Origin of the sequence: Pseudarthrobacter sp. NamB4 (assembly GCF_005796185.1) — a bacterium.
Lineage (GTDB): Bacteria > Actinomycetota > Actinomycetes > Actinomycetales > Micrococcaceae > Arthrobacter.
On the sequence record NZ_VAHM01000012.1, the window covers coordinates 64,947 to 90,090 of the forward strand.

Below are 25,144 nucleotides of genomic sequence, written 5' to 3' on the forward strand. Positions count from 1 at the left end.
GCCGGCCCGTTCCCGCCGGACGTCAGCCCCGGGGTTCCTGTTCGCATGGCCTGGCCGGCGTCAGTTCCGGCGCCGGTGCGGCAGCGGGGTCACGCCGTCCGGGAGGGGCGGCAGGCCGGCGAAGGTGCACACCATCTCGGACCAGGCTTCCAGGTGGGCCTGAACGTCCGGCGTTGCGGGGGTCCAGGAGGCACGGAGTTCGATGTCGATGGATCCGGGCCGTTCCGCCAGGGTGCCGAAGCTCTCCGACAGGACCCGGGTGGCAGTGCCGCCGGCCGCCCGGTAGGGAGCCTTGTGGTTCTCCAACGCCTCCAAAAGCCAGGTCCACGCGACTGTTCCCAGCATTTCGTCGTTGCCCATCTCCGGTTCCAGCTCCGCACGGATGTAGGTGACAATGCGGAACTCGCCGTCCCAGACCTCGGAACCCTCGGGATCGTGGAGGAGGATGAAACGTCCCGTTGCCAGTTCCGTCCCGCCGTCGTCTTCGGTTCCGGAAGCGGCAGCCAGTGCCATGGCGGCAGGACCATGCAGGGGAGTGGCGGAGCTGTTGGCGCCGGGCGCAAAAACCTCGGCGCCCAGGGCCACGGCGAAGGGAGCAAGCCGGGCCGGCGCCGGAATCTCCGCCAGGCTGAGTTCCTGGCGGCACTGGGCTTTCCTGAGGGTTCCCAAGGCGTGGAGAAAATCCGGGGGAACCTGGTCAAGTGCGTTCACCTTGGCAGACTACGCAACGGGGGCGGGCGGGGCGGGTAGGCTCGCCGCCCGCCGGCTACGCGGGCTGCCCGTCGGGGCGTCCGGCGGGCTGTCCGTTCCGGAGGACCTGCAGCTCATGGCGGATTGCGGCAACAAAGGAATCCACATCCTCTTCTGTGGTATCGAAGGAGCACATCCAGCGCACCTCCCGGGTGGCCTCGTTCCAGTCATAGAACCGGAAGGATCCCCGCAGCCTGTCCGCCACCCCTTCGGGGAGGATGGCGAACACGCCGTTGGACTCGGTCTCCTGGGTGGGATGGACGCCGTCGATGGAGTCGACGGCGGCGCGGAGCCGTGCGGCCATGGCATTTGCGTGGGCTGCCGACCGGACCCACAGGTCACCCTCGAGGAGTGCGATGAACTGTGCGGACATGAAACGCATCTTGGATGCCAGCTGCATGTTCATCTTGCGGAGGTAGACCAGCCCGTGGGCTGCCTCCGGGTTCAGTGCCACCACCACCTCACCAAAAAGCAGGCCATTCTTGGTGCCGCCGAAGGACAGGATGTCCACCCCGGCGTCCCGGGTGAAGGCCCGCAGCGGGACCTGAAGGTGGGCCGCTGCATTGGCCAGCCGCGCGCCGTCCATGTGGAGCTTCATCCCCTTGGCGTGGGCGTGCTCCGCGATGGCGCGGACCTCCTCCGGCGTGTAGCAGGTGCCAAGTTCGGTGGTCTGCGTGATGGAGACAGCGAGGGGCTGGGCGCGGTGCTCGTCCCCCCAGCCCCATGCCTCGCGGTCGATCAGCTCCGGCGTGAGCTTGCCGTCCGGCGTCGGGACATGCAGGAGCTTGATGCCGCCGATGCGTTCAGGTGCCCCGTTCTCGTCCATGTTGATGTGTGCGGTGGACGCGCACACCACGGCGCCCCACCGCGGCAGCAGGGACTGCAGGGAAAGGACGTTGGCGCCGGTGCCGTTGAAGACCGGGAAGCACTCGATGCCGGGCCCGAAATGGTCCTCCATCAGTACCTGGAGCCTGGCGGTGTAGTCGTCCTCGCCATAGGAAACCTGGTGGCCGTCGTTGGCTGCTGCCAGGGCGGCGAGGACTTCGGGATGGACGCCGGAGTAGTTGTCCGAGGCGAACCCGCGCACGTTCGGATCGTGGAGGCGGATCCCGGCGGCGGTTTCGGCAGTGGTTGTCATGGCTTTGCTCACGCTTTCAGTCTAAGTAATGTCAGGGCCCCGCAGGCGGCCGTCCAGTCAGGCCCTGGAGTCACGCCGCCAGCAGCAGCCGCCTGCCGTTGAGTTCAGCGGCGGGGGCCGTGAAGAGCCCGACGACGGCGCCCGCCAGGTCAGCCACGTCCGTTGCCCCCGGGAAGGAGCGCTCCGGGTGTGTCCGGCGCAGTTCATCGTCCACCAGTGCCTTCACCACCAGGACGACGGCGGCTGCCGGACCGCCACCGTTCGCGCCGGCGTCCCGCCGGAATCCGTCGGCGACCGCCGTGGTCCACGCCTCGGCGGCGGCCTTCGCGGCAACGTAACTGGCCGTGCCCGCGGAAGGCTTGCCGACGGCGGTGGAGGACACCATGGCAAACCGTCCGTTCGGGGAAGCGGCGACGTCGTCATAAAAGACGCGTGACACATTGCGCAGCGTGGTGATGGCCCCGCGCTCGAGGAAGTCCCAGTCCTCGTCCGACTGGTCAGTGATGCCCCGTGCGCCCCGCCAGCCACCCACCAGGTGGATCACGGCGTCCATGGGCCCGGCAGCCCTGGAGATGCCGGCCCGCAACTGCCGCACGTCCTCCATCCGCGCGAGGTCGCACACATAGGGGGCAACGCCGTCGCCCGCCTGCTCTGCGGCGGCGTGGATCCTGGTGCGGTCAGAACCTACGGTGAAGACGCGGTGGCCCGCACCCCGCAGGGCACGGGCCACGGCAATGCCGGAGGCCCCGCTGCCGCCTGCCACCAGGACGTTGGCGTGTTGGCTCACAGCGCCGTGGCCCCGGTAATGCCCGCGGTGGACTCGATGACCGGGCGCATCTTCTTCTCCAGTGCTTCGTAGAACATGGACAGGGGGAATTCGTCGTCAAGCACCTGGTCCGTAAGGCCGCGGGGTGGGCCGGCCAGCGGCAGCGCCTCCGGACCTTTCGCCCACACGGAGGCAGGGTGGGGCGTGACCGTAGCGGAGATCAGCTGGTAGGCGGCGAGCCAGTGGGCTGCCTTGGGGCGGTCGATGGAGCGCCAGTACAGGTCGTCGATTTTGGCGCCCAGTGCGATCACGGCGCCGGCCACTTCATCCCAGTCGATGCTGAGCCGGGTGTCGGTCCAATGCAGGACGTGCTGCTGGTGCAGCCAGGCAAACAGGAGCTGGCCACCAAGGCCGTCGTAGTTCCGGACCCGGCTGCCGGTGATTGCGAAGCGGAAGATGCGGTCGAAGATGATCGCGTACTGCACCAGCTTCGCGTGGCGACGGGCCTCCGGGTCGGCGTCCTCGTCCTTCTCGATCCGCACCGATTCGCGGAAGGCGGTCAGGTCGCAGCGCAACTCCTCAAGGGAGTACAGGAAGAACGGCATCCGCTGCTTGATCATGAATGGATCGAACGGCAGGTCGCCGCGCATGTGGGTCCGGTCATGGATCAGGTCCCACATGACGAACGTGGCCTCGGCCAGGTCCTGGTCGGCAAGCATCTCCGCGGCGCCCTCGGGCAGCTCGAGGGAGGTGGTCTCGGCAGCGGCCTTAAGGACACGGCGGAACCTCGCCGCTTCCCGGTCCGCAAATATCGCACCCCAGGTAAAGGTGGGGGTCGTGCTGACCGCCACGGTCTCGGGGAAGAGCACTGCCGAGTTGGTGTCGTAGCCGGCGGTGAAGTCCACGAACCGGATGGGCACGAAGAGTTTGTTTGAATACTCCCCGGCCTCCAGCCCGGAAATGAACTCGGGCCAGATCACCTCCACCAACACCGCCTCCACGAGGCGGTTGCTGCTGCCGTTCTGGGTGTACATGGGAAAGACCACCAGGTGCTGGAGTCCGTCGTGGCGCTGTTCCTGTGGCTGGAACGCGAGGAGGGATGCCAGGAAATCCGGTGCGGGGAATCCTGCACCAGCCCAGGTGGAGAAATCGGTGCAGACCGCCTCGAGATAGGCGGAGTCATGCGGGAATGCGGGAGTGAGGGCACGGATGGCGTCGATAATGGTCCCGACGAGGGCAGTGGCTTCTGCATGGTTTGCTGCCTCAGGGATGGAGCCGTCCTGCACCTGGAGGGCCTGGAGCCCGGTGGCAGCGGCCTTGAGCCGCATCCAGTCCTTGTTTCCTGCCGAAATCCCGGTCACTGCGGTAGTCAAAGTTTCGGTCATCGTCGCCTGCCTTTCTGGTTGCTTGCTAACTATGGGGAGCGTAGCAAGCAATTAGAATGGCTAATGACAGAAAGGGCCCAGCCTAAGAGATTCTTGGGCTCAGCACTGTGAAGGGAAGCACGAGCGAGTCCTTCCCTGGCGGATCAGGCCTCCGGCAGCGTTTCCTTGACCTGCGGTTCTTCTGTTGGGACGAGCCGGATGGAGATTGAATTGATGCAGTAGCGCTGGTCAGTGGGGGTACCGTAGCCCTCACCCTCAAAGACGTGCCCTAGGTGGGAGTCGCATGCGGCGCAACGGACCTCTATCCGGTCCATCCCCAGGGTGCGGTCGTGGATGTAGCGGACGTTCCCCTCCGCCAGCGGAGCCCAAAAGGACGGCCAGCCGCAGTGGGAATCAAACTTTTCGTTGCTCGTGAAAAGTTCCGTTCCGCAGGCGCGGCACTGGTAGACACCGGCAGTATGGGTGTCCCAGTACTCGCCCGTGTAGGGACGTTCGGTTCCAGCCTGGCGGAGCACGTAGTACTCCTCCGGCGTCAGTTCCTGGCGCCACTGCTCATCGGTCTTCGCAACATTGTTGGCCGTTGCGGCGGAATCGGGGGAGGAATCAGCGGCCACTGCTTCCTCAGCGGGGGTGGAGGTATCGGCGGTATTGTTTCCGAAAATGCTGTTTCCGAAGATGCTCATAGTCTCCCCAACGCTCACGAGTCACCGATAAATCCCGATCCTGCGTACAGATGCAGGACGGGTACGCCCAGCTGGTCCTGGGCCTTGTTCGCCCAGTCCGTGTGGAAGGTGTCCGCCACGGCGTGGGGCCGGGTAATGACCACTGCCTGGGATGCGCCGGTCTCACGGACCTTGGACACCAGCCCGTTCACTGCCCCGCCGTCCACCACTTCCCCGGTCACACCGGATCCGAGTCCCTCCAGTGCCGCCAGTGACACGGCCAGGGTCTCGGCCGCCTGCGCCCGCTCCTGGCTGGGATCCGGTGCGTGGGCGGTCAGCTCGCGGAATGCCTTGGCGATGTCGAGCAGGGAAAGGTTTTCGAGGAAGTCCACCAGCAGGTGCCGCTCCGTGTTGGCGGGCACCAGCACCACCAGGCGTGTATCCGCCCCATCCACGAGGCGTTCGATGTTCCGGCGGTCGTCCGCCCCCAGGGGCTCTTCGGTCAGGATGACGATGGGTTCACTCATGGGCCTAGCCTAGCCCTGCAGCGCAGCACAGCGCATGGGTCGGCTCACCTGTTTGACCGGGCCGGGTGTCCGCCGCCGAATGCGGGCTTGGGTGGCGGGGCGGTAAGAATAGTCTCATGGCACCTTTCCAACGCTCCCGCCCCGCCCCCGCCACCACCGCTTCGGATTCCGGCGGAATGTCCCTGCAGGCAAAGTGGGCGCTGGCCGGTGCCATCGGAGGGGGCGGCCTGGCGGGCGTCCTGGCAACGGGTTCGTCGGCGCTTGCCGTTTATTTCGCCAGGCGGGTCATTACCCCTGCCCGACAGCGGGCTGCTGACCAGGAGATGCTGGCCCTGATCCGGGACGGCCAGCGGCAGCAGGCGATTTTTGCCGCTACTGACGACACCACCGTGGACGGTGTGTACGGATTCTTTTTCGACGGCGGCCAGGGGCACGCGAGGATCGGCCGCATCGTCTCCTACTCGCCTGCGGACCGGACAGTGCTCCGTGAGGTTGAGGCGGTGTACGCCGGAGACCTCTCCACGGCCCGCCGCGGCTGGTGGAGCGGCGCTGTCTATCCTGACCCTGCCGCCGTCGGGATTCCCCACGAGGACGTGCTGATCGACGTGGAGCGCGGACAGGCCCCGGCCTGGTTGGTCAGGGCCGGGGGGACAGCGCGCACGTGGGCAGTGATGGTCCATGGACGCGGCGCCACCCGCCAGGAGGCGCTGCGTGCAGTGGGCCCTGCCCTGGAACTCGGGCTTACCAGCCTCTTGGTCTCCTACCGAAACGACGGCCTGGCTCCCTCCGCAGACGATGGACGTTATGGCCTGGGCACCACCGAGTGGCGCGACATCGAAGCAGCCATCGAATATGCCCTGGCCCACGGTGCGGAGGAGATCGTGCTGTTCGGGTGGTCGATGGGCGGTGCCATCTGCCTGCAGACCGCTGACCTGTCCCGTTACCGTCACCTGATCCGGGCGATGGTGCTCGATGCTCCAGTCACGGACTGGGTCAACGTCCTTGCCCACCACGCGCAGCTGAACCGGATTCCTTCCCTGGTGGGCAGGTACGGGCAGCTTATGCTGGGCCACCCGCTGGGGCGGCGGCTCACGGGTCTGTCGGCCCCGGTGGACCTGAAGGTGATGGACTGGGTGTCCCGGGCGGTTGAACTGCGCACTCCCACCCTGATCCTGCACAGCGTCGATGACGAATACGTGCCGTACGAACCCTCCGCCATGCTCGCCGAGCGCAACCCGGAGATGGTGACCTTCGAGCCCTTCCATCAGGCGCGGCACACCAAGGAATGGAATGTTGACCGGGAACGATGGGAGGGCAGGGTCAAAGCATGGCTGCGGCGGCAGCTGGCGCCCAGGCTGAACCCCGGCGCGCTGGGCGGCTCACTTGCCGCCCGGAACCAATGAGCTGATCGGTGCTGTGAGGGCGTCCGTGAGGCGGAGCAGGTCCGCGGGCGCGAGTTCAATGTCCAGCCCGCGCCTGCCGCCGGAGACCAGCAGCGTCTCCAGTGCCAGTGCGCTCGCATCCAGCACCGTGGGCGAGGGCAGCCGCTGACCAAGCGGCGAAATCCCGCCGAGCACGTAGCCGGTTCGCCGCTGTGCTGCGGCAGGGTCCGCCATTGCGGCTTTCTTCGCTCCCATCGCTGCTGCGAACGCCTTCAGGTCCAGGCTGCCGCTGACCGGCACAACACCTACCGCCAGCCTGCCTTCCACCTCCACAATCAGCGTTTTGAAGACCCGCTCGGGGTTGATGCCGAGGACTTCCGCCGCCTCCGCACCATAGCTTGCCGCGGCAGGATCGTGGGCATAGGGATGCAGCACAAAGGGAATCCCGGCCGCCGCAAGTGCCGCTGTGGCCGGGGTTCCCTGGGCAGTGCTCCTCCGTGCCACGCCGTGCCGGGTCAGGCGCGGACGCCGGAGGCCGCAGCCACCTTGCGCTTGATCCGCCCTAGCATCGCGGTCATGCCCCGCATGCGCAGCGGCGTGATCGCCCTGGTGAGGCCGAGCAGTTCGGGCATGTCGTCCGGTACGGACAGGATCTCCTCGGGCGAGAGCCCGTCGAGCCCCTCATGCAGCACACCGGCGAAACCCCGCGTGGTGGGTGCCTCGGCCGGGGCTTTGAAGAAGAGGCGCACCGCAGCCGGCCGGCCGCCGTCGTTCTTTTCCGTTTCGATAGTAAGGAACAACGGCGACTGGCACTCCACCACCTGCTCGAGCAGCTCGGGATGGTCGGTGAGCCGCTCCGGCAGCTCCGGCAGTCCTTCAGAGAATTCCAGCAGCAGCTGCAGCCGCTCGGGCTCGCTCAGGGCCTGAAAGTCGTCCACGATCTCCGCCAGGGCGGAAGGCAAGGCTTGAGTAGTCATCAGTACAAGTTTACGCGGGACGCAGTCCGCGTCAGACTCCTACCGCAACGGGAAAGGAACCGCGCTCCGCGCCCTTCACGATGGGAACACGGACCGCGTTGCCCCACTCGGTCCAGGAACCGTCGTAGTTGCGGACCGATTCGAAGCCCAGCAGGTACTTCAGGGCGAACCAGGTGTGGCTGGAACGCTCGCCAATCCGGCAGTAGGCCACCACGTCGTCGCCCGCGCTGAGGCCTGCCTCGCCCAGGTAAATGGCTTCGAGTTCCTCACGGCTCTTGTACGTTCCGTCGGCGTTGGCTGCCCGTGCCCAGGGCACAGAAGCGGCAGTGGGGATGTGGCCGCCGCGCAGTGCGCCCTCCTCGGGGTAGGCCGGCATGTGGGTGCGCTGGCCCGTGTATTCCTCGGGGGAGCGGACATCGATGAGCGGGCCCGTGCCCAGGTGCGCCAGGACGTCCTCCTTGAAAGCGCGGATGGGGGCGTCGTCCCGCTCCACTACGGGGTAGTTGCCGGGCGCTGGCGCCGGCTTGTCCTTGGTGAGTTCCCGGCCCTCGGCAAGCCATTTGTCCCGGCCGCCGTCGAGCAGGCGCACGTCCTGGTGGCCGAAGAGCGTGAAGACCCACAGGGCGTATGCGGCCCACCAGTTGGACTTGTCGCCGTAGATCACCACGGTGCTGTCCCGGGAGATGCCCTTCGAGGCCGCGAGTTGAGCGAAGGCGGCTCCGTCCACATAGTCGCGGGTTACTTCGTCATTCAGGTCCGTGTGCCAGTCAATCTTCACGGCGCCGGGGATGTGGCCGATTTCGTAGAGCAGGACGTCCTCATCGGACTCCACAACAACCAGGTCGCCGTTGGCAGCGGCGCCGCTTTCGATTGCCGCAGCCAGCCACTCGGTGGAAACGAGCCGTTCCGGGTGCGCGTAGGCTGCGAACTTCTCATTCTGTTCAACGGGGTAGGGCATGATGTTGGCCTTTCATTGAGAACACGGGTATCCGCGGGACCGGCATAGGGACCTGCTCCCACACTAGCCAGCGCCCCCCGGCCCTGTCCGTATTCCGTTAACAGGACGAAATGTTGGCTTCATCACGCCGGGCAGCCAATGGCCAGCGGAACCGGGGACGGCTTCTTATTGCCGGTATCCTTTCTGGGGACCTCCTACCAGCAGAACGGACCACCTTGGTACAGATCGAACAGCTTGCCGCCCGCACCCCGGCAGTTTCGGTGGATGAACTCCTCCAGGGCTTCTACCCTTCGCCGAGGTTTGGCCAGGTTTCCTTTGCCAGCTACCGGCCCGATCCCAGGCAGCCCAGCCAGGCCCACGCCGTGCGGGCTCTCCAAGGTTTCGCGGAGGGCGTGGGATCCGGTGACGGCGGGGGGCTCTTCAAGAAGCTGTTTGGCAAGAAGGATGAAAGCCGTGCCGGCATCTACCTGGACGGCGGTTTCGGCGTGGGCAAGACCCACCTGCTTGCCTCGTTGTGGCACGCTGCCCCGGGCCCCAAGGCCTTTGGCACCTTCGTGGAGTACACCAACCTGGTGGGTGCCCTGTCGTTCCGCAAGACCGTGGATGCCCTGAGCGGCTACAAGCTCGTGTGCATCGACGAGTTTGAACTGGATGATCCGGGCGACACCGTCCTGATGTCCCGGCTCATGCGCGAACTGGCCGACGCCGGCGTCAAGCTTGCTGCCACGTCCAACACCTTGCCGGGTTCCCTTGGCGACGGCCGCTTTGCCGCCGTTGACTTCCAGCGGGAAATCCAGGTGCTCGCGGACCAGTTCGACGTGATCCGGATCGACGGCGAGGACTTCCGCCACCGTGGACTGCCCGCGGCCCCGGCGCCGCTCAAGAACAGTGAGCTTTCCTCGCACATGAAGGCGGAGTTCGACGGCAAGACGGTTGCCCAGGATGAATTCTCCACACTCATCCACCACCTGGCAGGCGTCCACCCCAGCCGCTACCGGCAGCTGATTGACGGGATCGACGGCGTGGTGTGGCGCAATGTTGAGACCATCACCGAGCAGGCGGTCGCCCTGAGGTTTGTGGTGCTCGCCGACAGGCTCTATGACAAGGACGTGCCCATCCTCGCCAGCGGCGTCCCCTTCGACCACCTGTTCACCGAGGAAATGATGACCGGGGGCTACATGAAGAAGTACTTCCGTGCCGTCTCCCGCCTCACCGCGCTGGCCCGTGAAGGCCAGAACCACGAACCTTCCTAGCAACTGTTCCGTTCAGGCTCCGGGCCGGGGGTGGCGCGGCTTCAGGACCGCACGGACCAACAGGCCGGCGGCCAGGGCCCAGAATGCGGAGCCGATGCTGAAGAAGGCAAGCCCGGAGGCCGCCATCAGGAAGGTGACGGCCGGGGCGATCCTGTCCTCCGGGTCCGCCAGTGCGGCCGAAACTGAGCCCGCCAATGTCCCCAGGAGCGCCAGGCCGGCCACAGCTTCCAGCATGCCTGCCGGCGCTGCTGCTACCAGCGTCACCAGCGCCGCGGAGAACCCGGCCAGTACCAGGTAGGCAAGCCCGGACGTGAAGCCGGCAACCCAGCGGCAGTTCCTTTCCGGCCCCGCTTCTTCACCTGCTGCCAGGGCGGCGCTGAGCGCGGCGAGATTGATCGCGTGGCCGCCAAGCGGGGCAGCAAGTGCTGTTCCGGCGCCGGTGACCAGCATGGACGCTCGCCATGGGCTTTTATAGCCGAAGGAACGAAGGACGGCCACGCCGGGAACGTTCTGGGACGCCATGGTCACCACAAAAAGGGGAAGGGCGATGCCCGCCATCGCCTGGAGGCTGAAGGCCGGTACGGTCCAGGCCAGGGCGGGGAGGAATCCGGCCGCGTCCAGGGCTGTGCCGCCGGCAGCAAGGGATATTCCGATCACAGCCAGTGCCACCAAAAGGGCTGTGGGCACGGACCAGCGGGGCGCGAACTTCATCATCAGCAACCAGGAGATGATGACCGGCGCCACGAACAGCGGAACGCTGCCCAGCGCCTTGAATGGTGCGAGGCAGAGCTGCAGCAGCACACCGGCCAGCATCGCCTGGGCAAGGGTCACCGGAATCCCGGCCATCTGGCGCCCCAGCGCAGGGACCAGGCCGGTCATCGCAATGAGTACCCCGGCGGCCAGGAAAGCTCCGACGGCAGCCGGCCACCCGCCGTCGGCCGTTCCCGACGTTGCCAGCAAAGCAGCGCCGGGAGTTGACCACGCCAGCGTCACCGGGACCTTGGACCGCCAGGAAAGCCAAAGCACACCAAGTCCCACTGCCAACGTCAGCGCCAGCAGCCCGGACGCCGCCTGCGCCGGATCGGCGCCCACTGCCTGCAGGCCTGCCAGGACCACTGCGAAGGAAGAGGTAAAGCCAACCAGGGCGGTTACGATGCCCGCCACTATGGGCCTGCTGTCAAGCTTTGGCTGCCCAGGGGACTGCTGCGCCTTCAGGAGTGCGGGGGACTTCGCCATACGGGCAGATTACCGGCACGGCCGGGCGAACCTTCAATTGGGTGGATACTCAAGGCGCTGCCGGCCCGCGGGACAGATTAAACGCAAAGGGCGCGGGTGCCGCCTCCCGGCGGGACCCGCGCCCTGTTGACGCACTGGGGGCAAAGCCCTGGACTGATCCTTTACGGAGTCCTGTCAGCCGGCGGAACCGGGTTGACGGGAGGGACCGGCGGAACCTGCCCGGCGGCAGGTGCCTGGCCCGGCGTTCCGTTCTTGTCAATGAGCTTGGAAGCGCCGTGCTGGATCTTGTCGATGTGACCGGAGTACTTGCGTCCGGTCTTGGCATCGACGAGATCGCCGGCCTTGCTGATGCCGTTCTTGATGGCCTGCTCGTTGCCGTGGATGAGACCCTGAGCTTTGCCCTTTAGGCCGTCAAATAGTCCCACGAGCACCTCCCTTCAATCGCGGAGCCAGGTCGCTCCTCCGCATTCGATCTTAAGCCTGCGGGAATGGCCTGCCAAGGAAATCAGCGGCTTTGGGCGTTCGCCAGCAGCGGATGCACTCTCCGGGTTGGGCTTGCCCTGTCAGTCCTGGTTGTCATGGCGCTGTTTGGGGACCAGGAGTGACACTGCACCGGGAGGGTCTGGGCACGAAAAAAGCAGCTCCGGGGAGCTGCTTGATGTGGGCGATACTGGGATCGAACCAGTGACCTCTTCCGTGTCAGGGAAGCGCGCTACCGCTGCGCCAATCGCCCGGACCGGAAGACCGGCTGTTGGGATTGTAAGAAGTAAGAGAGCGGACGACGAGATTCGAACTCGCGACATCCACCTTGGCAAGGTGGTGCTCTACCAGCTGAGCTACGTCCGCGTATGAAGTGCGTTCCGGCCGGGGCCGGGCGTACTGCATGAAGCAAGTTTCCTTGCTTGGTGGGCGATACTGGGATCGAACCAGTGACCTCTTCCGTGTCAGGGAAGCGCGCTACCGCTGCGCCAATCGCCCATTGCATCCGGTTGACCGGAAACCATGGTTTTCACCGAGGTGGGTACGGGATTCGAACCCGTGTATACGGCTTTGCAGGCCGCTGCCTCGCCTCTCGGCCAACCCACCGTGTAAGCGTCGGTTCCGAAGAACTTTTGCTGCGACAGTGTCCTGCGAGCGGACGACGAGATTCGAACTCGCGACATCCACCTTGGCAAGGTGGTGCTCTACCAGCTGAGCTACGTCCGCATTTTGGAGGCCGGATTCCCTGCCGTTCCCGGCATTTCCTCGCGTTCCAACGAGTAAAAACAATATAGGAGGTTCAGGGATTCTCCAAATCGCCTGCAACAGTGCCGCGGGACAGGACCCTGCTTCCCAGCATTGGCGCGGAATCAGCGGAGTTACAGCTGTGTAATTCACGACGCCGGGATGGCACCTTGAGGAGTGGCTGGCAGGTCTGCCTGCGGCTTCCGGCTGTATCGTCCGGCGGCCTTGCTGCCCTGCCTTGCCACTGGCGGGGCAAGCCCTGCAGGGCCTGGCGGGCCGATTTTTGAAATGGGTGCAGAGTCCGCTAGCATTCAAATGCATCAGGGCGATTGGCGCAGTGGTAGCGCGCTTCGTTCACACCGAAGAGGTCACTGGTTCGAACCCAGTATCGCCCACCGCACAGAGGTCCGTTTCCGCTTGTTCGCAGCGGAGACGGACCTTTTTTGTATGCGGACCTGTGCCTGGAGATTTTGTCGGCCCCCTGTGAAAGAGTCTTTTGTATGACTGATCCACTTCTTGCCCATGCCACCGAATACGGCAGGATGTACGCCCGGTCCACGTCGGAGCAGTTTTCGGTGCCGTCCATCACTACCGTTATCAGCCAGCAGCCGCACGGGCTGGACGGGTGGTTCGGCTACATGGGTGCGAGCAGCCTGGCCAACGATCCCCTGCTGTCGGACTGCCTGGGGAGCCCCGCCAAGATCAAGCAGGCCGTCAACCGTGCCGCCAAAGCCGCCGAGACTTACCGGGATGAGGCAGCGAAGCGCGGAGACCGCGTGCATACCTACTGTGAGCAGGTCGCACTGCGCGCGTTGGGCCGCCCGCACAGCATGAAGGAAGCCCGGGAGGCCCTGGCAGCCAATGGTGAGGAAGCGTTCGCTGTGCGGTTCGACGAATGGTGGGAACTGTTCAGGGTGGAACCCATCGCGCCCGAAATCACTGTCTGGAACAATGCCGTGGGCTACGCCGGAACGCTCGATCTGGTGGCCCGCATCAATGGGCGCATCTGCCTGATCGATTACAAGACCAAGGGAACCACCCGCGACGGCCTGGTCAAGCCGCTCGATGACAAGGTGGTGATGCAGCTGGTCGCCGGCATGAAGGCCGAGGAGAGCCTGGTGGATCCGGTGGCCGGAAGCTGGGAGCCGTGGAAGTACGGTGAGAACCCTGTCCTGCTGGCTGTCGCCATCGGGGAAACCGAAGTCCGTCCCGTCCGGGCCAACCCGGAAGTCCTGAAGCATCACTGGTGGAAGTTCTGTGCGCTCCGGCGGGTGTGGGAGCTCTCGGCAGACACGATCAGTGCCGGCGCTGCACTGCTTCCCATCGCACCGCCGCCGCTGGCACAGGCGAAGTCCGCCTAACGCCGGGCTGCGCCTAAACTGGACTGTCCCCCTTTGCCGTCAACCGTGAGGAAATACTGTCCATGGCGATCCTGAATATCCGCATCATCGGCGATCCTGTGCTCCGAACAGTGGCCGATCCCGTGACGGATTTCGGGCCTGAACTGGCCAAGCTGGTAGCGGACATGACCGAAACCATGGAGGACGTGGACGGTGCGGGCCTGGCAGCGCCGCAGGTAGGCGTGAGCCAGCGGGTCTTCACGTACCGCATCGACGGCGTCGAAGGCCACATAATCAACCCTGTGCTGGAGAACAGCGAGGACTTCCAGCCGGACCAGGTGGAAGGCTGCCTGTCCATCCCCGGCCTTGGCTTTCCCGTGCGGCGCTTCCGTGCCACCCGTGTCACGGGGGTGGACCTCCACGGAAACCCGGTCACTGTCGAGGGGGAAGGGTTGCTGGCACGCTGCTTCCAGCATGAAAATGACCATCTGGACGGCATCCTCTATACCGATCGGCTCGAAGGCGAGGACCGGAAGGCTGCCCTGCGCTCCATCCGCAACGCCAACTACGATTCGATCACTGAGCGGACCACGGCGAAGCGCGCCAAGACGGTCGGCTCCAGTTTCGGCGGCTCCGCACCCGGCTCCAGCTTCGGTGCCGGGACGGCCGGTACCGCAGGGTGAGGGTCCTGTTTGCGGGGACGCCCGGGGTCGCCGTCCCCTCCCTTGACGCGCTGGCGAAAGCCGGCTTCGACATTGCTGCGGTGCTGACGCGTCCTGACGCGCCGGTGGGGCGGAAACGCGTGCTTACGCCGTCGCCCGTGGCCGCACGCGCTGCGGAACTGGGGATTGAGGTCATCCACGCGGCCCGCATCGACGCCGATACAACTGCGAAGATCTCGGCAGTTGAGCCGGACGTCGCTGCCATCGTTGCCTACGGCGGGCTGGTCCCCGCCGCTGCACTGGGCGTACCCCGGCACGGCTGGATCAACCTGCACTTCTCCCTGCTCCCTGCGTGGCGCGGAGCTGCGCCCGTGCAGCGGTCCATCATGGCAGGGGACGATGTCACCGGGGCAGTCACCTTCCTGCTCGAAGAAGGGCTGGACACGGGGCCGGTCTTCGGAACGGTGACTGAATCTGTGGGACCCGAGGATACTGCCGGGCAACTCCTGGAACGGCTGTCCCACAGCGGCGCGGTCCTCCTGGCGCAGACACTGTCCGCCATAGAGGCGGGCAAGGCCTCGCCCCAGCCGCAGTCCGGTGAGGTATCGCTGGCGCCGAAACTGACCCTGGAGGACGGCCGCCTCAACTGGCGCCATCCTGCGCTGGCCATCGGGCGGCAGGCCCGGGGCGTCACCCCGGAACCCGGTGCGTGGACTCTGCTGGACGGGCAGCGCGTGAAGCTGGAACCGGTCCGGCTCCGGCCCGACATCAGCAGCCTTGCACCCGGAGCCGTCTCCGTCAATGGCAAAAGTGTATTGGTGGGCACGGGCTCGCACGCGGTGGAACTGACCAGGATCCAGCCTGCGGGCAAAAAGATGATGGCTGCTGCCGACTGGGCACGCGGCATGGCTTCCCTTGAAAGCGTGGTGTTCGAATGAGCGGGTCCGGCGGAAATTCAGGCGGGCGCAGCAACGCCGGACGCGGGGGACCAGGCAATGCCGGCGGCAACGCCGGACAGGGCGGCGGCCGTGGCAAGGGAGGGCCCCGGGACAACAGCCGGCGCGATGCCAAGGGCCGCGAACGCAACCGCGGTCCGCAGCGCAGCTATACGGAGAATGCGCCATCCCAGCGAACCCGCCGGGCTGATCCCGCCAGGCTGGTGGCCTTCGAGGTCCTGCGCGCAGTTGCATCCGAGGACGCCTATGCGAACCTGGCGCTCCCTGCCCGGATCCGACATCACGGACTGGACAAACGCGACGCCGGTTTCGCCACCGAGCTCACCTACGGGGCCCTTCGCGGCCAAGGCACCTATGATGCTATCCTCGCCCGCTGCGTGGACCGGCCGCTGGACCAGCTTGAACCTGCCGTCCTGGACGCACTCCGCATCGGAGTCCACCAGCTGCTGGCCATGCGCGTCCCGGCACATGCCGCGCTCGACCAGACTGTCGGCCTGGCACGCGCCGTCATCGGCGCCGGCCCCTCAGCCCTCATCAACGCGGTGCTGCGCAAAGTCGCCGCCCACACCCTTGACAAGTGGCTGGAGCTGCTGGTCTCCGGGGAAACAGACGAAACCAAAGTCGCCGCACTGCGCCATGCCCACCCGGAATGGATAGTCCGCGCCATGCGCCAGTCGCTGGTGGCGCACGGGCGGTCGGCTGCAGAAATTCACGAACTTCTGGAGGCGGACAACGCAGCCCCCGTGGTGAACCTCGTAGCCCTTCCGGGCCTGGGGAACCTGAATGAGGCGCTGGAACACGGCGCCGTGCCCGGCCAACTGGTCGAAGATTCGGCCCTCTCCAGCGGCGGGGACCTGGGGCGGTTCCCCTCCGTCCGGGAAGGGACCATGCGCGTCCAGGACGTCGGTTCCCAGCTGGTGGCCCGGGCCATGGCGGCCGTCGACCTTCACCACGGTGCGGACGGGCCGGACAGTGGCCGGCCCGAAACCTGGCTGGACTTGTGCGCCGGTCCCGGCGGCAAGGCCGCGCTGCTGGGCGCCCTGGCCAGGCAGCGGGGCGCCACTCTGCTGGCCAACGAGATGGCACCCCACCGGGCCAGGCTGGTAACCCAGGCCCTCGCGGCGGTGCCGCGGGAAACGTGGCAGGTCCGGACGGGGGACGGGCGCGAGGTGGGTTCGGAACAGCCGGAAGCCTTTGACCGTGTCCTGGTGGACGTTCCGTGCAGCGGCCTGGGTGCGTTGCGCCGCCGGCCGGAGTCCCGCTGGCGCCGTTCGCCCAAGGACCTGGCGGACCTGGGTCCGCTGCAGCGCGAACTCCTCGCTTCGGCCCTGGCTGCCGTGCGGCCCGGGGGAGTGGTGGCGTACGTGACATGTTCGCCGCATCCTGCCGAGACCACCGCCGTCGTGTCAGACGCCCTTCGCAAGCGTGACGATCTTGAACTCCTCGACGCCGGCGCTGCGCTGGATGCCGTCAGCCTGCCTGGGAAGCTGGACGCCGGCCACGATTCCACTGCCCAGCTCTGGCCGCATGTCCACGGAACCGACGCCATGTTCCTCGCGCTCATCCGCAAGAAGGCCTGAACGAAGCAGGCCCGAAACCGCCGCACCCGTGGCGGCGGCCGTACTGCGCTTCAAAAACCCGCTTCCGCAATCAGAGAAAGGCAGTCCCGTGACGCAATGCTGCATCAACCCGAGCATCCTCTCCGCCGACTTCGTGAACCTTGAGGCCGAGCTGCAGCGCATCAGCACCGCTGACGCAGTGCACGTGGATGTCATGGACAACCACTTCGTCCCCAACCTGACCATCGGGCTGCCCGTGGTGCAGCGGATCCAGGCCGTGAGCCCCGTCCCCCTCGATGCGCACCTCATGATCGCCGACGCCGACCGGTGGGCCCCCGGCTTCGCCGACGCAGGCCTGTCCTCGGTGACATTCCACGCGGAGGCGTCCATCGCCCCCGTCAAGCTCGCCCGGGAACTTCGCAGCAGGGGAGCAAAAGCAGGCATGGCCCTTCGTCCTGCAACTCCCGTTGACCCCTACCTGGACATGCTGTCCGAACTGGACATGCTGCTCATCATGACTGTTGAGCCCGGGTTCGGGGGCCAGGCATTCCTTGACCTCACCCTGCCCAAGATCCGCCGGGCGCGCGCCGCCATCGACGGCTCAGGGATCAACGTTGCCCTCCAGGTTGACGGCGGCATCACCGAGGAGACCATCGTCCGCGCCGCCGAAGCCGGGGCCAACGTCTTTGTTGCCGGCTCGGCCGTCTACGGTGCGGAGGATCCGGAGGCCGCCATCAAGCGGCTGCGCGCGGAGGGGAGCCGGACGTTACGTCCGGCGTCGGCGGAATAACCGGGTGCCAGTGCCGGTTGTGGCACAATAACAACACACATACGTGCTCCGGGGTCGGTGTAAGTCCGAACCGGCGGTGACAGTCCGCGACCCGCGAGCCGGTGGTTTCCCTGGAAGCCCCGGCGGACGGTTGAACCGGTGGAATTCCGGTACCGACAGTTAAAGTCTGGATGAGAGAAGCACGTACAGCTGTATCTGTGGGGCCGTCCCGGCTCCGCAGCCTTCTGCTGTCGTAGATCCCCGGAGCCATCGCGGTTCGAGAGGGAAGGAACGACACGGGAATGAACCCCAAGCGATGGCTCTTCAATGCCGAATGCCCTGCCGCTTCAGCGGGGGGCACACCTGCCGCAGTGGTTGCGGCATGACGGCGGGCCGCATGACTTCTGCCGGCAGAGCCGGCGCTGCCCTCCACCAGGACCACCCGCTCCGGCCCGCGACGGGAGTGACCACCGCTTTTGCCCCGGCCGAAACCGAGGCCATGGAGGTTGCCCTGGAAGCAGCCCTGCGCGGGCCACGGGGCGCAAATCCGCTGGTGGGCGCCGTCGTCATTGATCCTGAGGGCAGGCGCCTCGTCACCGGTTTCCACCGCGGGGCCGGCACAGCGCATGCAGAGGCGGACGCGATCGCCCAGGCAACAGCCGCCGGCATGGACCTTTCCGGCTGCACCATGATGGTCACGCTGGAGCCCTGCAACCATGTGGGGCGGACCGGTCCCTGCGCCGGGGCGATCATCGCCGCCGGAATCACCGACGTCGTCTACGCAGTTGATGATCCCCATGACCCGGCAGCGGGTGGGGCAGCAACCCTGCGCGCAGCCGGGATCCGCGTCCGCAGCGGGCTTGGAGCCGCTGAATCCCTGGAGCTGAACCGCCAATGGTTTGAGGCGGTGGCGGCAAGAAGGCCGTTCGTTACCCTTCACATCGCACAAACGCTGGACGCCCGGATTGCGGCGGAAGACGGCACCAGCCAGTGGATTTCCAGCCCTGAATCCCTCGCGGACAACCACGCCATCCGGGCCCGAATCGACGCCATCCTGGTAGGAACCCAGACAGTCCTGGTGGACAACCCGCGGCTTACTGCGCGCGGTCCCCAGGGGGCGCCGGCAGCGAAGCAGCCCCTGCGGGCAGTCATGGGGCTGCGGGATGTCCCCGCCGATGCCGCCGTCCGGGGCAGTGACGGACTGATCACCCACCTTCGCACGCGCGATCCCCGGGAGGCGCTGTCACTGCTGTACGGAAGCGGCATCCGCCACCTCATGGTGGAGGGAGGCTCAAGAATCCTGAGCGCGTTCCTCACGGCTGGCCTTGTGGACGAACTGATCGTCTACCTGGCACCCACCCTTCTCGGTTCCGGCACCCCGTCCTTGGACGGCCTTGGCGTCGCCACCCTTTCCGACGCCCAGCAATGGGAGTGGGACGGATCCGACGGCGGCGCCGTGCGCACGCTGGGCCGGGACCTCAGACTCCACCTAAGACCGCAACGGACCGTTGCCCTAGACCCCAAACCAAACAGCGCCAGCGCGAAGCAAGCCCAGGGAGGCCACTGATGTTTACCGGAATAATCGCCGAACAAGGGCACGTTCTGTCCGTCGAAAGGGACGGGGACGCCAGTGCCACCGTCCGCCTGTACGCGCCCCACAGCACCGAAGGCCTCGCCCTGGGCGGGTCCATCGCCGTCAACGGGGTTTGCCTCACGGCAACCGGAATCGACGGCAAGGACTTCAGCGTGGACGTCATGGGGGAGACCCTGGTCCGCAGCACCATCGGGGAACTGGTCCCGGGCGACTCCGTGAACCTTGAGCGCTGCGTCCCCGCAGGCGGCCGGCTGGACGGCCACGTGGTGCAGGGGCACGTGGACGGCGTCGGCGTGCTGCTGGAACGCGAGGCCCTGGGAAACTGGGAGCGCCTCCGCTTCGGTGTCCCCGCCAACCTTGCCCGCTACATTGCGGAAAAGGGCTCCATCGCCATCGACGGCGTCTCGCTGACGGTCACGGCAGTCAGTGCGGCCACGGAGCAGGAGCCCTGGTTTGAGGTGGGGCTCATCCCCACCACCCTGGCCGAAACCGGGCTCGGCGCCAAGGCCACGGGCAGCCGGGTCAACCTGGAAGTTGACGTCCTGGCCAAGTACACCGAACGCCTGCTGGCGTTCCGCGCGGCAGCGCCCGCCGCGGCAGGAGATGCACGATGAACGCCGCCGTCAGCGTGGAACCGGAGACCGCTGCTGTGACTCCCGCAGCCCAGGGGCAGGTCCTGGATCCCATCGAAGAGGCGGTGCGCGCCATGGCCGCCGGCAGGCCGGTCCTGGTGGTGGACAACGAGGACCGCGAAAACGAAGGGGACATTATCTTTGCGGCCCAGCACGCCACACCGGCGCTGATGGGCTGGACCATCAGGTACAGCTCCGGCGTCATCTGCGTCCCGTTGTCCGGGGAGCGCGCCGACGCCCTTGCGTTGCCTCCCATGGTGGCGGTCAACGAAGATGCCAAAGGCACGGCCTACACGGTTTCCTGTGATGCGGCCGTGGGCGTCAGCACCGGCATCTCAGCCACCGACCGCGCCCTGACCGCCCGGGTGCTGGCTGATCCGCAGGCAGGTCCGGCGGACGTAACCCGCCCCGGGCATATTTTCCCGCTCCGAGCAGTTGACGGAGGTGTGCGGGAACGTCCCGGCCATACCGAAGCCGCGGTTGACCTGTGCCGGCTCGCGGGCCTGGAACCCGTGGGCGTGATCGCTGAAGTGGTGTACGACGACGGCGAGATGATGCGCCTGGACGGACTCCGGACGTTCGCGGCGGAGCACGGCTGCCCGCTGGTCTCCATCGAAGACCTGGTCGCCTACGTCACGGAGAAGGAGAAACGATGACGGCGTCCGTAGCCGGCAATGGCCACCACCAGGAAGGCCAACGCCCGGAACGCACCGGCAGTGGCGTGGTTCCCCATCCGGTCAGCGGGGGCCCGGTGGTGCAGCTGCCCACCGCCTTCGGGGACTTCGTGGCGCAGGCCTGGACCGACCAGGTCACCGGGGTGGAGCACCTGGCCGTTAGTTCCCCCAACCCGCCCCAGGACGGGAGGGCGCCGCTGGTCCGCCTGCACTCGGAGTGCCTCACGGGTGATGTTTTCGGGTCCTACCGCTGCGACTGCGGTGAACAGCTGGCCTACGCACTCGAACTGATCCAGGAGCAGGGCGGAACCCTGCTGTACCTGCGCGGGCAGGAAGGCCGCGGCATCGGCCTCGCCAACAAAATCAAGGCGTACGCGCTCCAGGAGGCAGGTTTCGACACTGTCGAGGCCAACGAGCAGCTGGGGCTGCCCGTTGACGCCCGCTCCTACAACGCCGCCGCCCAGGTGCTCGCCGAGATGGGCCTCCATGAGGTCCGCCTCCTGAGCAACAACCCGGACAAGCAGAACAGGCTGGCCAGGGCAGGCGTGAAAGTGGTGGAGATGGTCCCCACTGAAGTACCGTCCCGCGACCAGAACATCCGCTACCTGCAGACCAAGAAGGACCGGATGGAGCACCGCCTCCTCCTGACCACACACGTGGCACCTGTGCCCGTCACCACCCCCGACACCTTCATCCACGAACAAGACTGAACGGAACACCAAACCTATGAGCGGACACGGCGCCCCCGACATCGACCTCAGCACCCTCAACCCGGCGGGAATGTCGCAGCTGCGGCTGGTCATCGTTGCGGCCAGCTGGCACACCCAGATCATGGACGGGCTCCTGGACGGGGCCCTGCGCGCCGCCAAGGACGCCGGCATCAGCGATCCCACCGTCCTGCGCGTCCCCGGCAGCTTCGAGCTTCCGGTGGCTGCCGCGCGGCTGGCACCGCACTTTGACGCGGTGGTGGCGCTCGGCGTCGTGATCCGCGGCGGGACCCCGCACTTCGACTACGTGTGCCAGGCCGCGACGTCGGGACTCACCGACGTCAGCGTGTCCACCGGTGTGCCGGTGGGCTTCGGTGTGCTCACCTGCGACAACGAACAGCAGGGCCTGGACCGCGCCGGCCTCCCCGGCTCAAAGGAAGACAAGGGCCATGAGGCCGTCACTGCGGCGCTGGCCACGGCCGTCGCGCTCAAGCAGTACCGGAGCTAGCAACCCGCAGGAGGTCGGGGCGCGGTGTGTGTTCACTCACATCGCGCCCGTCACGCAAGGGCCCGACAGGCGCCCTTCGGGCCGCAGCAAGTAGGCTGGAGGGCGTGAAGAATTTCGAGACGCTGTTCGCTGAGCTCAGCGAGAAGGCAGCCACCCGTCCGGAAGGCTCCCGCACCGTCGCTGAATTGGAGTCCGGTGTCCACGGCATCGGCAAGAAAGTCGTTGAGGAAGCAGCCGAGGTATGGATGGCTGCCGAATATGAATCCGATGAAGCCGCGGCCGAGGAAATCTCCCAGCTGCTGTACCACCTGCAGGTCCTGATGCTCGCCAAAGGCCTCACCCTGGAAGACGTCTACAAGCATCTGTAGCCACCGGTCCGGCGCGTATCCTGCCGCCGTGCCCGCCGTGGCCTGCACTGCCTGATATTTAGACCTTCACCAGTAAGAAAGATTTCCCCATGCTGCGAGTAGCCGTCCCCAACAAGGGCTCCCTGTCCGAAGCCGCGTCCGCCATGCTGTCCGAGGCGGGCTACCGCCAGCGCCGCGATTCCCGCGAGCTGGTCATGGTGGACCCGGACAACGACATCGAGTTCTTCTTCCTCCGCCCCCGCGACATTGCGGTGTACGTCGGCCAGGGAACGCTCGACGTCGGCATCACCGGCCGCGATTTGCTGCTGGATGCGGAGGTGGAGGCGGAGGAACTGCTTCCCTTGGGATTCGCCGCCTCCACGTTCCGTTTCGCCGGCCCAGTGGGGGACTTCGCCAAGGTGGAGGAGCTTGAGGGCAAGCGGCTCGCCACCAGCTATGACGGCCTCCTCCGCGGCTACCTTGCCGAACGCGGCATCAGCGCAAGGGTGGTACGCCTGGACGGCGCGGTGGAATCTTCTGTCCGCCTGGGCGTTGCCGACGCCATTGCGGACGTCGTGGAAACCGGCAACACGCTGAAGGCCGCCGGGATGGAAATCTTCGGCGAGCCGATCCTGAAGTCCGAGGCTGTACTGATCCGCCGCACCGGCAAGGGCGGCGCAGCCAACGGCACAGCCAAGGAGATCGAGGTCCTGATCCGCCGCCTGCAGGGCGTCCTGGTGGCGCGCCAGTACGTCCTCATGGACTACGACATCCGCAAGGAACTGGTGGAACAGGCCGCTGCACTGACGCCGGGCCTGGAATCTCCCACCGTCTCCCCGCTGCGCGACTCCGACTGGGTGGCCGTCAGGTCCATGGTCCCCAAGAAGGAAACCAACCGCATTATGGACGAGCTGTACGACCTCGGCGCCCGGGCCATCCTGGTCAGCAGCATCCACGCCTGCCGCATCTGATCCAGCCCGCGCAGCAGCAACAAACGAAGAATCCAGGAGCTTCCATGGCAGTAGCAGTACGCGTCATCCCCTGCCTCGACGTGGACGCGGGGCGCGTCGTCAAAGGCGTTAACTTCGAGGGCCTCCGCGATGCCGGCGACCCCGTGGAGCTGGCACACCGCTACGACAACGCCGGCGCTGATGAACTGACCTTCCTCGACGTCACAGCATCCTCCGGCAACCGCGAAACCACCTTCGACGTGGTCCGCCGCACGGCGGAGGAAGTGTTCATCCCCTTGTGTGTCGGCGGCGGCGTGCGCGGCGTGGCCGAGGTGGACAAGCTCCTGCGCTACGGCGCCGACAAGGCGGCCATCAACACCGCTGCCGTGGCGCGTCCCGACGTCATTGACGAAATTACCCGGCACTTTGGTTCCCAGGTCCTCGTCCTGTCCGTTGATGCCCGCCGCACCCGCCCGGGTTCCCAGCCCACGCCGTCGGGGTTTGAAGTCACCACCCACGGCGGCCGCACCGGGACCGGAATCGACGCGATCGAGTGGGCCAGGGAAGCGGCCGACCGTGGCGTAGGGGAGATCCTGCTCAACTCCATTGATGCCGACGGCACCAAGGACGGCTTCGACCTCGAAATGATCAAAATGGTCCGGGCCGCCGTGAAAGTCCCCATCATCGCTTCGGGAGGTGCGGGGGAGCCGGCACACTTTCCGCCCGCCGTTGCCGCCGGCGCCGATGCCGTGTTGGCCGCGTCCATCTTCCACTGGGGGCCGGACAATATGATGTCGCAGGTGAAGGACGCCATCCGGGACGCAGGCTTCGAGGTCCGTTGAACGCCACCCGCATAGCGGGCGGTTGCTACAGCCCTACTTCGGCGGACTGGAGAAGCGCGACGGCGTCGGGCTGGCCTTCGAAGGTCACCAGCGCGTGCCGGGTCCGGCCGTGGCCGTGCATCAGCAGCTCGCCCGGCTCGCCCACGATCGCCACCGAAACGGGAGCGCGCTTGGCGACATGCCGGGGCCCGGACGGGCGCACCAGGACAATGCCCAGGTCGACGCCGCGGTAAAGGATGGCGGCGCGCTTGACGAGTTCATCCCACAGCGCTTCCGAGTAGGCCTCGTCCAGTGCACGGGGAGCCCAGCGGTCCACTGCCCGGCGCACATCCTCCGTGTGCACGAAGTACTCGATGAGGTTGGAGCTCTCGTCCAGGGCCTTGATGTTCATCGGCGACAATGCCGGTGGCCCCGCCCGGAAGGTGTTGACGAGCTTTGCGTATTCCTCTGGAGTGGTCAGCTTCGCCGCCAGCCTGGCGGTGGCCTGGTCGGAGGCCTTGGCCAGCCGCTTGATGAGCAGGCCCAGCCCCACGGCTGCTTTCCGTTCGCGCAGGTAAAGGTGTGCCGCAAGGTCCCTGGTACGCCAGCCCTTGCACAGCGTGGGCGCATCAGGACCGGCCGCAAGCAGGGTCTCGGCCAGGACTTCTCGGGACGGTTCGACGAAATGCATCACTTGTGAAACTAGCACGACACGCGCAGAGTTGGGCAGCACGCCCGCCACCGCTGGCGTGCCGTCGTTCACACATGATCCGGGCGTGCAGCAGGCACTAGACTTGACCTGATGTCTGAGCAGCCTGCCCCCGTCCAAAACCCGGGTTCAACCGCGCCTGTGGCGCCTTCGCCCGGTCCTGCCGCCTCCGCTCCGGGTCCCCTTCCCGCCGAAGTGGCAGCCGCCTTGAAGCGCGACCCCGCTGGCCTGGTGGCCGCCGTCGTGCAGCAGTACGACACCAACGAGGTGCTCATGCTTGGCTGGATGGATGACGAGGCGCTGCACCGGACCATGACCACCGGCAGGGTTACCTTCTACTCGCGTTCCCGCCAGGAGTACTGGCGCAAGGGCGACACCTCCGGCCACGTCCAGTGGGTTAAGTCAGTGGCACTGGACTGCGACGGCGATGCTCTGCTGGTGAGGGTTGACCAGGTGGGCGCCGCATGCCACACGGGCACCCGCACCTGCTTCGACGGCAGGGAACTGGACATCAGCACGGTCCAGGCGGGCTGAGTCCCGCCGGACGCAGGTACGGGGCGGTTGTTCCCCTGCAGTCCGGAAAGCCAGTAAGGCCCACTCAAGTTTTCACGCACACCCAAGGCGTCCGGCATGGCCGGCCCTCATCAGAACAGGCGGA

The 25,144-nt window shown here is 66.5% G+C and carries 28 protein-coding genes, 6 tRNA genes and 1 riboswitch; of the genes, 17 read left to right on the forward strand and 17 right to left on the reverse strand.

Annotated features, from left to right (window positions below):
• Window positions 1-60: 60 nt before the first annotated feature.
• The 6 genes from FDW81_RS12470 to FDW81_RS12495 all read right to left on the reverse strand — a co-directional run bounded on the left by FDW81_RS12470 (window position 61) and on the right by FDW81_RS12495 (window position 5,228).
• Window positions 61-711 carry a DUF3000 domain-containing protein gene (locus FDW81_RS12470; protein WP_138134511.1) on the reverse strand — a complete coding sequence of 217 codons (651 nt, stop codon included), beginning with the start codon at window positions 709-711 and terminating at the stop codon, window positions 61-63.
• A gap of 55 nt (window positions 712-766) precedes the next feature.
• Window positions 767-1,888, reverse strand: coding sequence for a low specificity L-threonine aldolase (locus FDW81_RS12475; RefSeq protein WP_138134573.1), 1,122 nt, complete (start codon window positions 1,886-1,888; stop codon window positions 767-769).
• Between the two features lie 70 nt (window positions 1,889-1,958).
• On the reverse strand, window positions 1,959-2,675 hold the full coding sequence (locus tag FDW81_RS12480) for an SDR family oxidoreductase (RefSeq protein WP_138134512.1): 717 nt from the start codon (window positions 2,673-2,675) through the stop codon (window positions 1,959-1,961).
• Window positions 2,672-4,039, reverse strand: a complete 1,368-nt coding sequence (locus tag FDW81_RS12485; protein ID WP_138134513.1) for a DUF6421 family protein — start codon at window positions 4,037-4,039, stop codon at window positions 2,672-2,674. The genes FDW81_RS12480 and FDW81_RS12485 overlap by 4 nt, the downstream gene beginning before the upstream one ends.
• A gap of 143 nt (window positions 4,040-4,182) precedes the next feature.
• Complete coding sequence (gene msrB / locus FDW81_RS12490) at window positions 4,183-4,722, reverse strand: peptide-methionine (R)-S-oxide reductase MsrB (RefSeq protein WP_138134514.1); 540 nt, start codon at window positions 4,720-4,722, stop codon at window positions 4,183-4,185.
• Between the two features lie 14 nt (window positions 4,723-4,736).
• Entirely contained in the window at window positions 4,737-5,228 is a 492-nt protein-coding gene (locus FDW81_RS12495; protein WP_138134515.1) for a hypothetical protein, read from the reverse strand.
• A gap of 116 nt (window positions 5,229-5,344) precedes the next feature.
• Between FDW81_RS12495 and FDW81_RS12500 the strand changes: the two genes are divergently transcribed.
• Entirely contained in the window at window positions 5,345-6,631 is a 1,287-nt protein-coding gene (locus FDW81_RS12500) for a S9 family peptidase (protein WP_138134516.1), read from the forward strand.
• Here the strand turns inward: FDW81_RS12500 and ybaK are convergent.
• The 3 genes from ybaK to FDW81_RS12515 are packed head-to-tail and all read right to left on the reverse strand — an operon-like array spanning window position 6,608 to window position 8,545.
• Complete coding sequence (ybaK, locus tag FDW81_RS12505; RefSeq protein WP_138134517.1) at window positions 6,608-7,114, reverse strand: Cys-tRNA(Pro) deacylase; 507 nt, start codon at window positions 7,112-7,114, stop codon at window positions 6,608-6,610. The genes FDW81_RS12500 and ybaK overlap by 24 nt on opposite strands.
• Window positions 7,115-7,125: 11 nt before the next feature.
• On the reverse strand, window positions 7,126-7,587 hold the full coding sequence (locus FDW81_RS12510) for a SufE family protein (protein ID WP_138134518.1): 462 nt from the start codon (window positions 7,585-7,587) through the stop codon (window positions 7,126-7,128).
• Between the two features lie 31 nt (window positions 7,588-7,618).
• Complete coding sequence (locus tag FDW81_RS12515; protein ID WP_138134519.1) at window positions 7,619-8,545, reverse strand: sulfurtransferase; 927 nt, start codon at window positions 8,543-8,545, stop codon at window positions 7,619-7,621.
• Window positions 8,546-8,760: 215 nt separating this feature from the next.
• Here FDW81_RS12515 and zapE point away from each other — a divergent pair, with 215 nt between their 5' ends.
• Complete coding sequence (zapE, locus tag FDW81_RS12520) at window positions 8,761-9,798, forward strand: cell division protein ZapE (protein ID WP_138134520.1); 1,038 nt, start codon at window positions 8,761-8,763, stop codon at window positions 9,796-9,798.
• A gap of 12 nt (window positions 9,799-9,810) precedes the next feature.
• On the opposite strand, the gene FDW81_RS12525 is transcribed toward zapE, so the two are convergent.
• From FDW81_RS12525 to FDW81_RS12555, 7 genes are all read right to left on the reverse strand, one after another.
• Window positions 9,811-11,034 carry a benzoate/H(+) symporter BenE family transporter gene (locus tag FDW81_RS12525; RefSeq protein WP_138134521.1) on the reverse strand — a complete coding sequence of 408 codons (1,224 nt, stop codon included), beginning with the start codon at window positions 11,032-11,034 and terminating at the stop codon, window positions 9,811-9,813.
• 161 nt (window positions 11,035-11,195) lie between these two features.
• A complete protein-coding gene (locus FDW81_RS12530) occupies window positions 11,196-11,459 on the reverse strand; it encodes an antitoxin (RefSeq protein ID WP_138134522.1) in 264 nt (87 codons plus the stop codon).
• A 236-nt stretch (window positions 11,460-11,695) separates the two neighbouring features.
• Window positions 11,696-11,767 (reverse strand) — tRNA-Val (locus tag FDW81_RS12535).
• Between the two features lie 40 nt (window positions 11,768-11,807).
• A tRNA-Gly gene (locus FDW81_RS12540) sits at window positions 11,808-11,880 on the reverse strand.
• A 57-nt stretch (window positions 11,881-11,937) separates the two neighbouring features.
• Window positions 11,938-12,012, reverse strand: a tRNA-Val gene (locus tag FDW81_RS12545).
• A 37-nt stretch (window positions 12,013-12,049) separates the two neighbouring features.
• Window positions 12,050-12,120, reverse strand: a tRNA-Cys gene (locus FDW81_RS12550).
• A 47-nt stretch (window positions 12,121-12,167) separates the two neighbouring features.
• Window positions 12,168-12,240 (reverse strand) — tRNA-Gly (locus FDW81_RS12555).
• 341 nt (window positions 12,241-12,581) lie between these two features.
• Here FDW81_RS12555 and FDW81_RS12560 point away from each other — a divergent pair.
• The 14 genes from FDW81_RS12560 (at window position 12,582) to hisF (ending at window position 23,798) form a co-directional block, all read left to right on the forward strand.
• Window positions 12,582-12,653: transfer RNA gene (locus FDW81_RS12560), tRNA-Val, on the forward strand.
• 105 nt (window positions 12,654-12,758) lie between these two features.
• Window positions 12,759-13,619, forward strand: coding sequence for a cytochrome (locus FDW81_RS12565; protein ID WP_138134523.1), 861 nt, complete (start codon window positions 12,759-12,761; stop codon window positions 13,617-13,619).
• A 62-nt stretch (window positions 13,620-13,681) separates the two neighbouring features.
• A complete protein-coding gene (gene def, locus FDW81_RS12570) occupies window positions 13,682-14,281 on the forward strand; it encodes a peptide deformylase (protein ID WP_138134524.1) in 600 nt (199 codons plus the stop codon).
• Window positions 14,278-15,198, forward strand: a complete 921-nt coding sequence (fmt, locus tag FDW81_RS12575) for a methionyl-tRNA formyltransferase (RefSeq protein WP_138134525.1) — start codon at window positions 14,278-14,280, stop codon at window positions 15,196-15,198. Before def ends, fmt begins: the two co-directional genes overlap by 4 nt.
• Entirely contained in the window at window positions 15,195-16,796 is a 1,602-nt protein-coding gene (locus tag FDW81_RS12580) for an RsmB/NOP family class I SAM-dependent RNA methyltransferase (protein ID WP_138134526.1), read from the forward strand. The genes fmt and FDW81_RS12580 overlap by 4 nt, the downstream gene beginning before the upstream one ends.
• 88 nt (window positions 16,797-16,884) lie before the next feature.
• Window positions 16,885-17,565 (forward strand): ribulose-phosphate 3-epimerase, encoded by a 681-nt coding sequence (rpe, locus tag FDW81_RS12585; RefSeq protein WP_138134527.1) that lies wholly within the window; start codon window positions 16,885-16,887, stop codon window positions 17,563-17,565.
• A gap of 39 nt (window positions 17,566-17,604) precedes the next feature.
• A riboswitch (FMN riboswitch) is annotated at window positions 17,605-17,752 on the forward strand.
• Window positions 17,753-17,941: 189 nt separating this feature from the next.
• Complete coding sequence (gene ribD, locus FDW81_RS12590; RefSeq protein WP_138134528.1) at window positions 17,942-19,111, forward strand: bifunctional diaminohydroxyphosphoribosylaminopyrimidine deaminase/5-amino-6-(5-phosphoribosylamino)uracil reductase RibD; 1,170 nt, start codon at window positions 17,942-17,944, stop codon at window positions 19,109-19,111.
• Window positions 19,111-19,752, forward strand: coding sequence for a riboflavin synthase (locus FDW81_RS12595; RefSeq protein ID WP_138134529.1), 642 nt, complete (start codon window positions 19,111-19,113; stop codon window positions 19,750-19,752). The genes ribD and FDW81_RS12595 overlap by 1 nt, the downstream gene beginning before the upstream one ends.
• On the forward strand, window positions 19,749-20,426 hold the full coding sequence (ribB, locus tag FDW81_RS12600) for a 3,4-dihydroxy-2-butanone-4-phosphate synthase (RefSeq protein WP_138134530.1): 678 nt from the start codon (window positions 19,749-19,751) through the stop codon (window positions 20,424-20,426). The genes FDW81_RS12595 and ribB overlap by 4 nt, the downstream gene beginning before the upstream one ends.
• Window positions 20,423-21,154, forward strand: a complete 732-nt coding sequence (gene ribA / locus FDW81_RS12605; RefSeq protein ID WP_138134531.1) for a GTP cyclohydrolase II — start codon at window positions 20,423-20,425, stop codon at window positions 21,152-21,154. The genes ribB and ribA overlap by 4 nt, the downstream gene beginning before the upstream one ends.
• Window positions 21,155-21,170: 16 nt before the next feature.
• Complete coding sequence (gene ribH / locus FDW81_RS12610) at window positions 21,171-21,659, forward strand: 6,7-dimethyl-8-ribityllumazine synthase (RefSeq protein WP_138134532.1); 489 nt, start codon at window positions 21,171-21,173, stop codon at window positions 21,657-21,659.
• A gap of 104 nt (window positions 21,660-21,763) precedes the next feature.
• Complete coding sequence (locus FDW81_RS12615) at window positions 21,764-22,027, forward strand: phosphoribosyl-ATP diphosphatase (RefSeq protein WP_009358176.1); 264 nt, start codon at window positions 21,764-21,766, stop codon at window positions 22,025-22,027.
• 89 nt (window positions 22,028-22,116) lie between these two features.
• Entirely contained in the window at window positions 22,117-22,977 is an 861-nt protein-coding gene (hisG, locus tag FDW81_RS12620) for an ATP phosphoribosyltransferase (protein WP_138134533.1), read from the forward strand.
• A 44-nt stretch (window positions 22,978-23,021) separates the two neighbouring features.
• The gene (hisF, locus tag FDW81_RS12625; RefSeq protein ID WP_138134534.1) at window positions 23,022-23,798 is read left to right on the forward strand and encodes an imidazole glycerol phosphate synthase subunit HisF; all 777 of its coding nucleotides are present in this window, start codon (window positions 23,022-23,024) and stop codon (window positions 23,796-23,798) included.
• A 25-nt stretch (window positions 23,799-23,823) separates the two neighbouring features.
• Here hisF and FDW81_RS12630 read toward each other — a convergent pair whose 3' ends face one another.
• Window positions 23,824-24,468 (reverse strand): TIGR03085 family metal-binding protein, encoded by a 645-nt coding sequence (locus tag FDW81_RS12630; protein ID WP_138134535.1) that lies wholly within the window; start codon window positions 24,466-24,468, stop codon window positions 23,824-23,826.
• A 111-nt stretch (window positions 24,469-24,579) separates the two neighbouring features.
• Here FDW81_RS12630 and hisI point away from each other — a divergent pair, with 111 nt between their 5' ends.
• On the forward strand, window positions 24,580-25,020 hold the full coding sequence (hisI, locus tag FDW81_RS12635; RefSeq protein WP_138134536.1) for a phosphoribosyl-AMP cyclohydrolase: 441 nt from the start codon (window positions 24,580-24,582) through the stop codon (window positions 25,018-25,020).
• Window positions 25,021-25,144: the final 124 nt, after the last annotated feature.

Bases quoted from the DNA above. Each gene is read 5' to 3' on its own strand.
- FDW81_RS12595 (WP_138134529.1), top strand. From the start codon at position 19,111: ATGTTTACCGGAATAATCGCCGAACAAGGGCACGTTCTGTCCGTCGAA.
- FDW81_RS12500 (WP_138134516.1), top strand. From the start codon at position 5,345: ATGGCACCTTTCCAACGCTCCCGCCCCGCCCCCGCCACCACCGCTTCG.
- msrB (WP_138134514.1), bottom strand. From the start codon at position 4,722: ATGAGCATCTTCGGAAACAGCATTTTCGGAAACAATACCGCCGATACC.
- FDW81_RS12515 (WP_138134519.1), bottom strand. From the start codon at position 8,545: ATGCCCTACCCCGTTGAACAGAATGAGAAGTTCGCAGCCTACGCGCAC.
- FDW81_RS12630 (WP_138134535.1), bottom strand. From the start codon at position 24,468: ATGCATTTCGTCGAACCGTCCCGAGAAGTCCTGGCCGAGACCCTGCTT.
- ribA (WP_138134531.1), top strand. From the start codon at position 20,423: ATGACGGCGTCCGTAGCCGGCAATGGCCACCACCAGGAAGGCCAACGC.
- def (WP_138134524.1), top strand. From the start codon at position 13,682: ATGGCGATCCTGAATATCCGCATCATCGGCGATCCTGTGCTCCGAACA.
- ribD (WP_138134528.1), top strand. From the start codon at position 17,942: ATGACTTCTGCCGGCAGAGCCGGCGCTGCCCTCCACCAGGACCACCCG.
- hisG (WP_138134533.1), top strand. From the start codon at position 22,117: ATGCTGCGAGTAGCCGTCCCCAACAAGGGCTCCCTGTCCGAAGCCGCG.
- ribB (WP_138134530.1), top strand. From the start codon at position 19,749: ATGAACGCCGCCGTCAGCGTGGAACCGGAGACCGCTGCTGTGACTCCC.
- FDW81_RS12510 (WP_138134518.1), bottom strand. From the start codon at position 7,587: ATGACTACTCAAGCCTTGCCTTCCGCCCTGGCGGAGATCGTGGACGAC.
- FDW81_RS12475 (WP_138134573.1), bottom strand. From the start codon at position 1,888: ATGACAACCACTGCCGAAACCGCCGCCGGGATCCGCCTCCACGATCCG.
- FDW81_RS12485 (WP_138134513.1), bottom strand. From the start codon at position 4,039: ATGACCGAAACTTTGACTACCGCAGTGACCGGGATTTCGGCAGGAAAC.
- FDW81_RS12495 (WP_138134515.1), bottom strand. From the start codon at position 5,228: ATGAGTGAACCCATCGTCATCCTGACCGAAGAGCCCCTGGGGGCGGAC.
- hisI (WP_138134536.1), top strand. From the start codon at position 24,580: ATGTCTGAGCAGCCTGCCCCCGTCCAAAACCCGGGTTCAACCGCGCCT.
- FDW81_RS12525 (WP_138134521.1), bottom strand. From the start codon at position 11,034: ATGGCGAAGTCCCCCGCACTCCTGAAGGCGCAGCAGTCCCCTGGGCAG.
- FDW81_RS12580 (WP_138134526.1), top strand. From the start codon at position 15,195: ATGAGCGGGTCCGGCGGAAATTCAGGCGGGCGCAGCAACGCCGGACGC.
- ribH (WP_138134532.1), top strand. From the start codon at position 21,171: ATGAGCGGACACGGCGCCCCCGACATCGACCTCAGCACCCTCAACCCG.
- FDW81_RS12565 (WP_138134523.1), top strand. From the start codon at position 12,759: ATGACTGATCCACTTCTTGCCCATGCCACCGAATACGGCAGGATGTAC.
- hisF (WP_138134534.1), top strand. From the start codon at position 23,022: ATGGCAGTAGCAGTACGCGTCATCCCCTGCCTCGACGTGGACGCGGGG.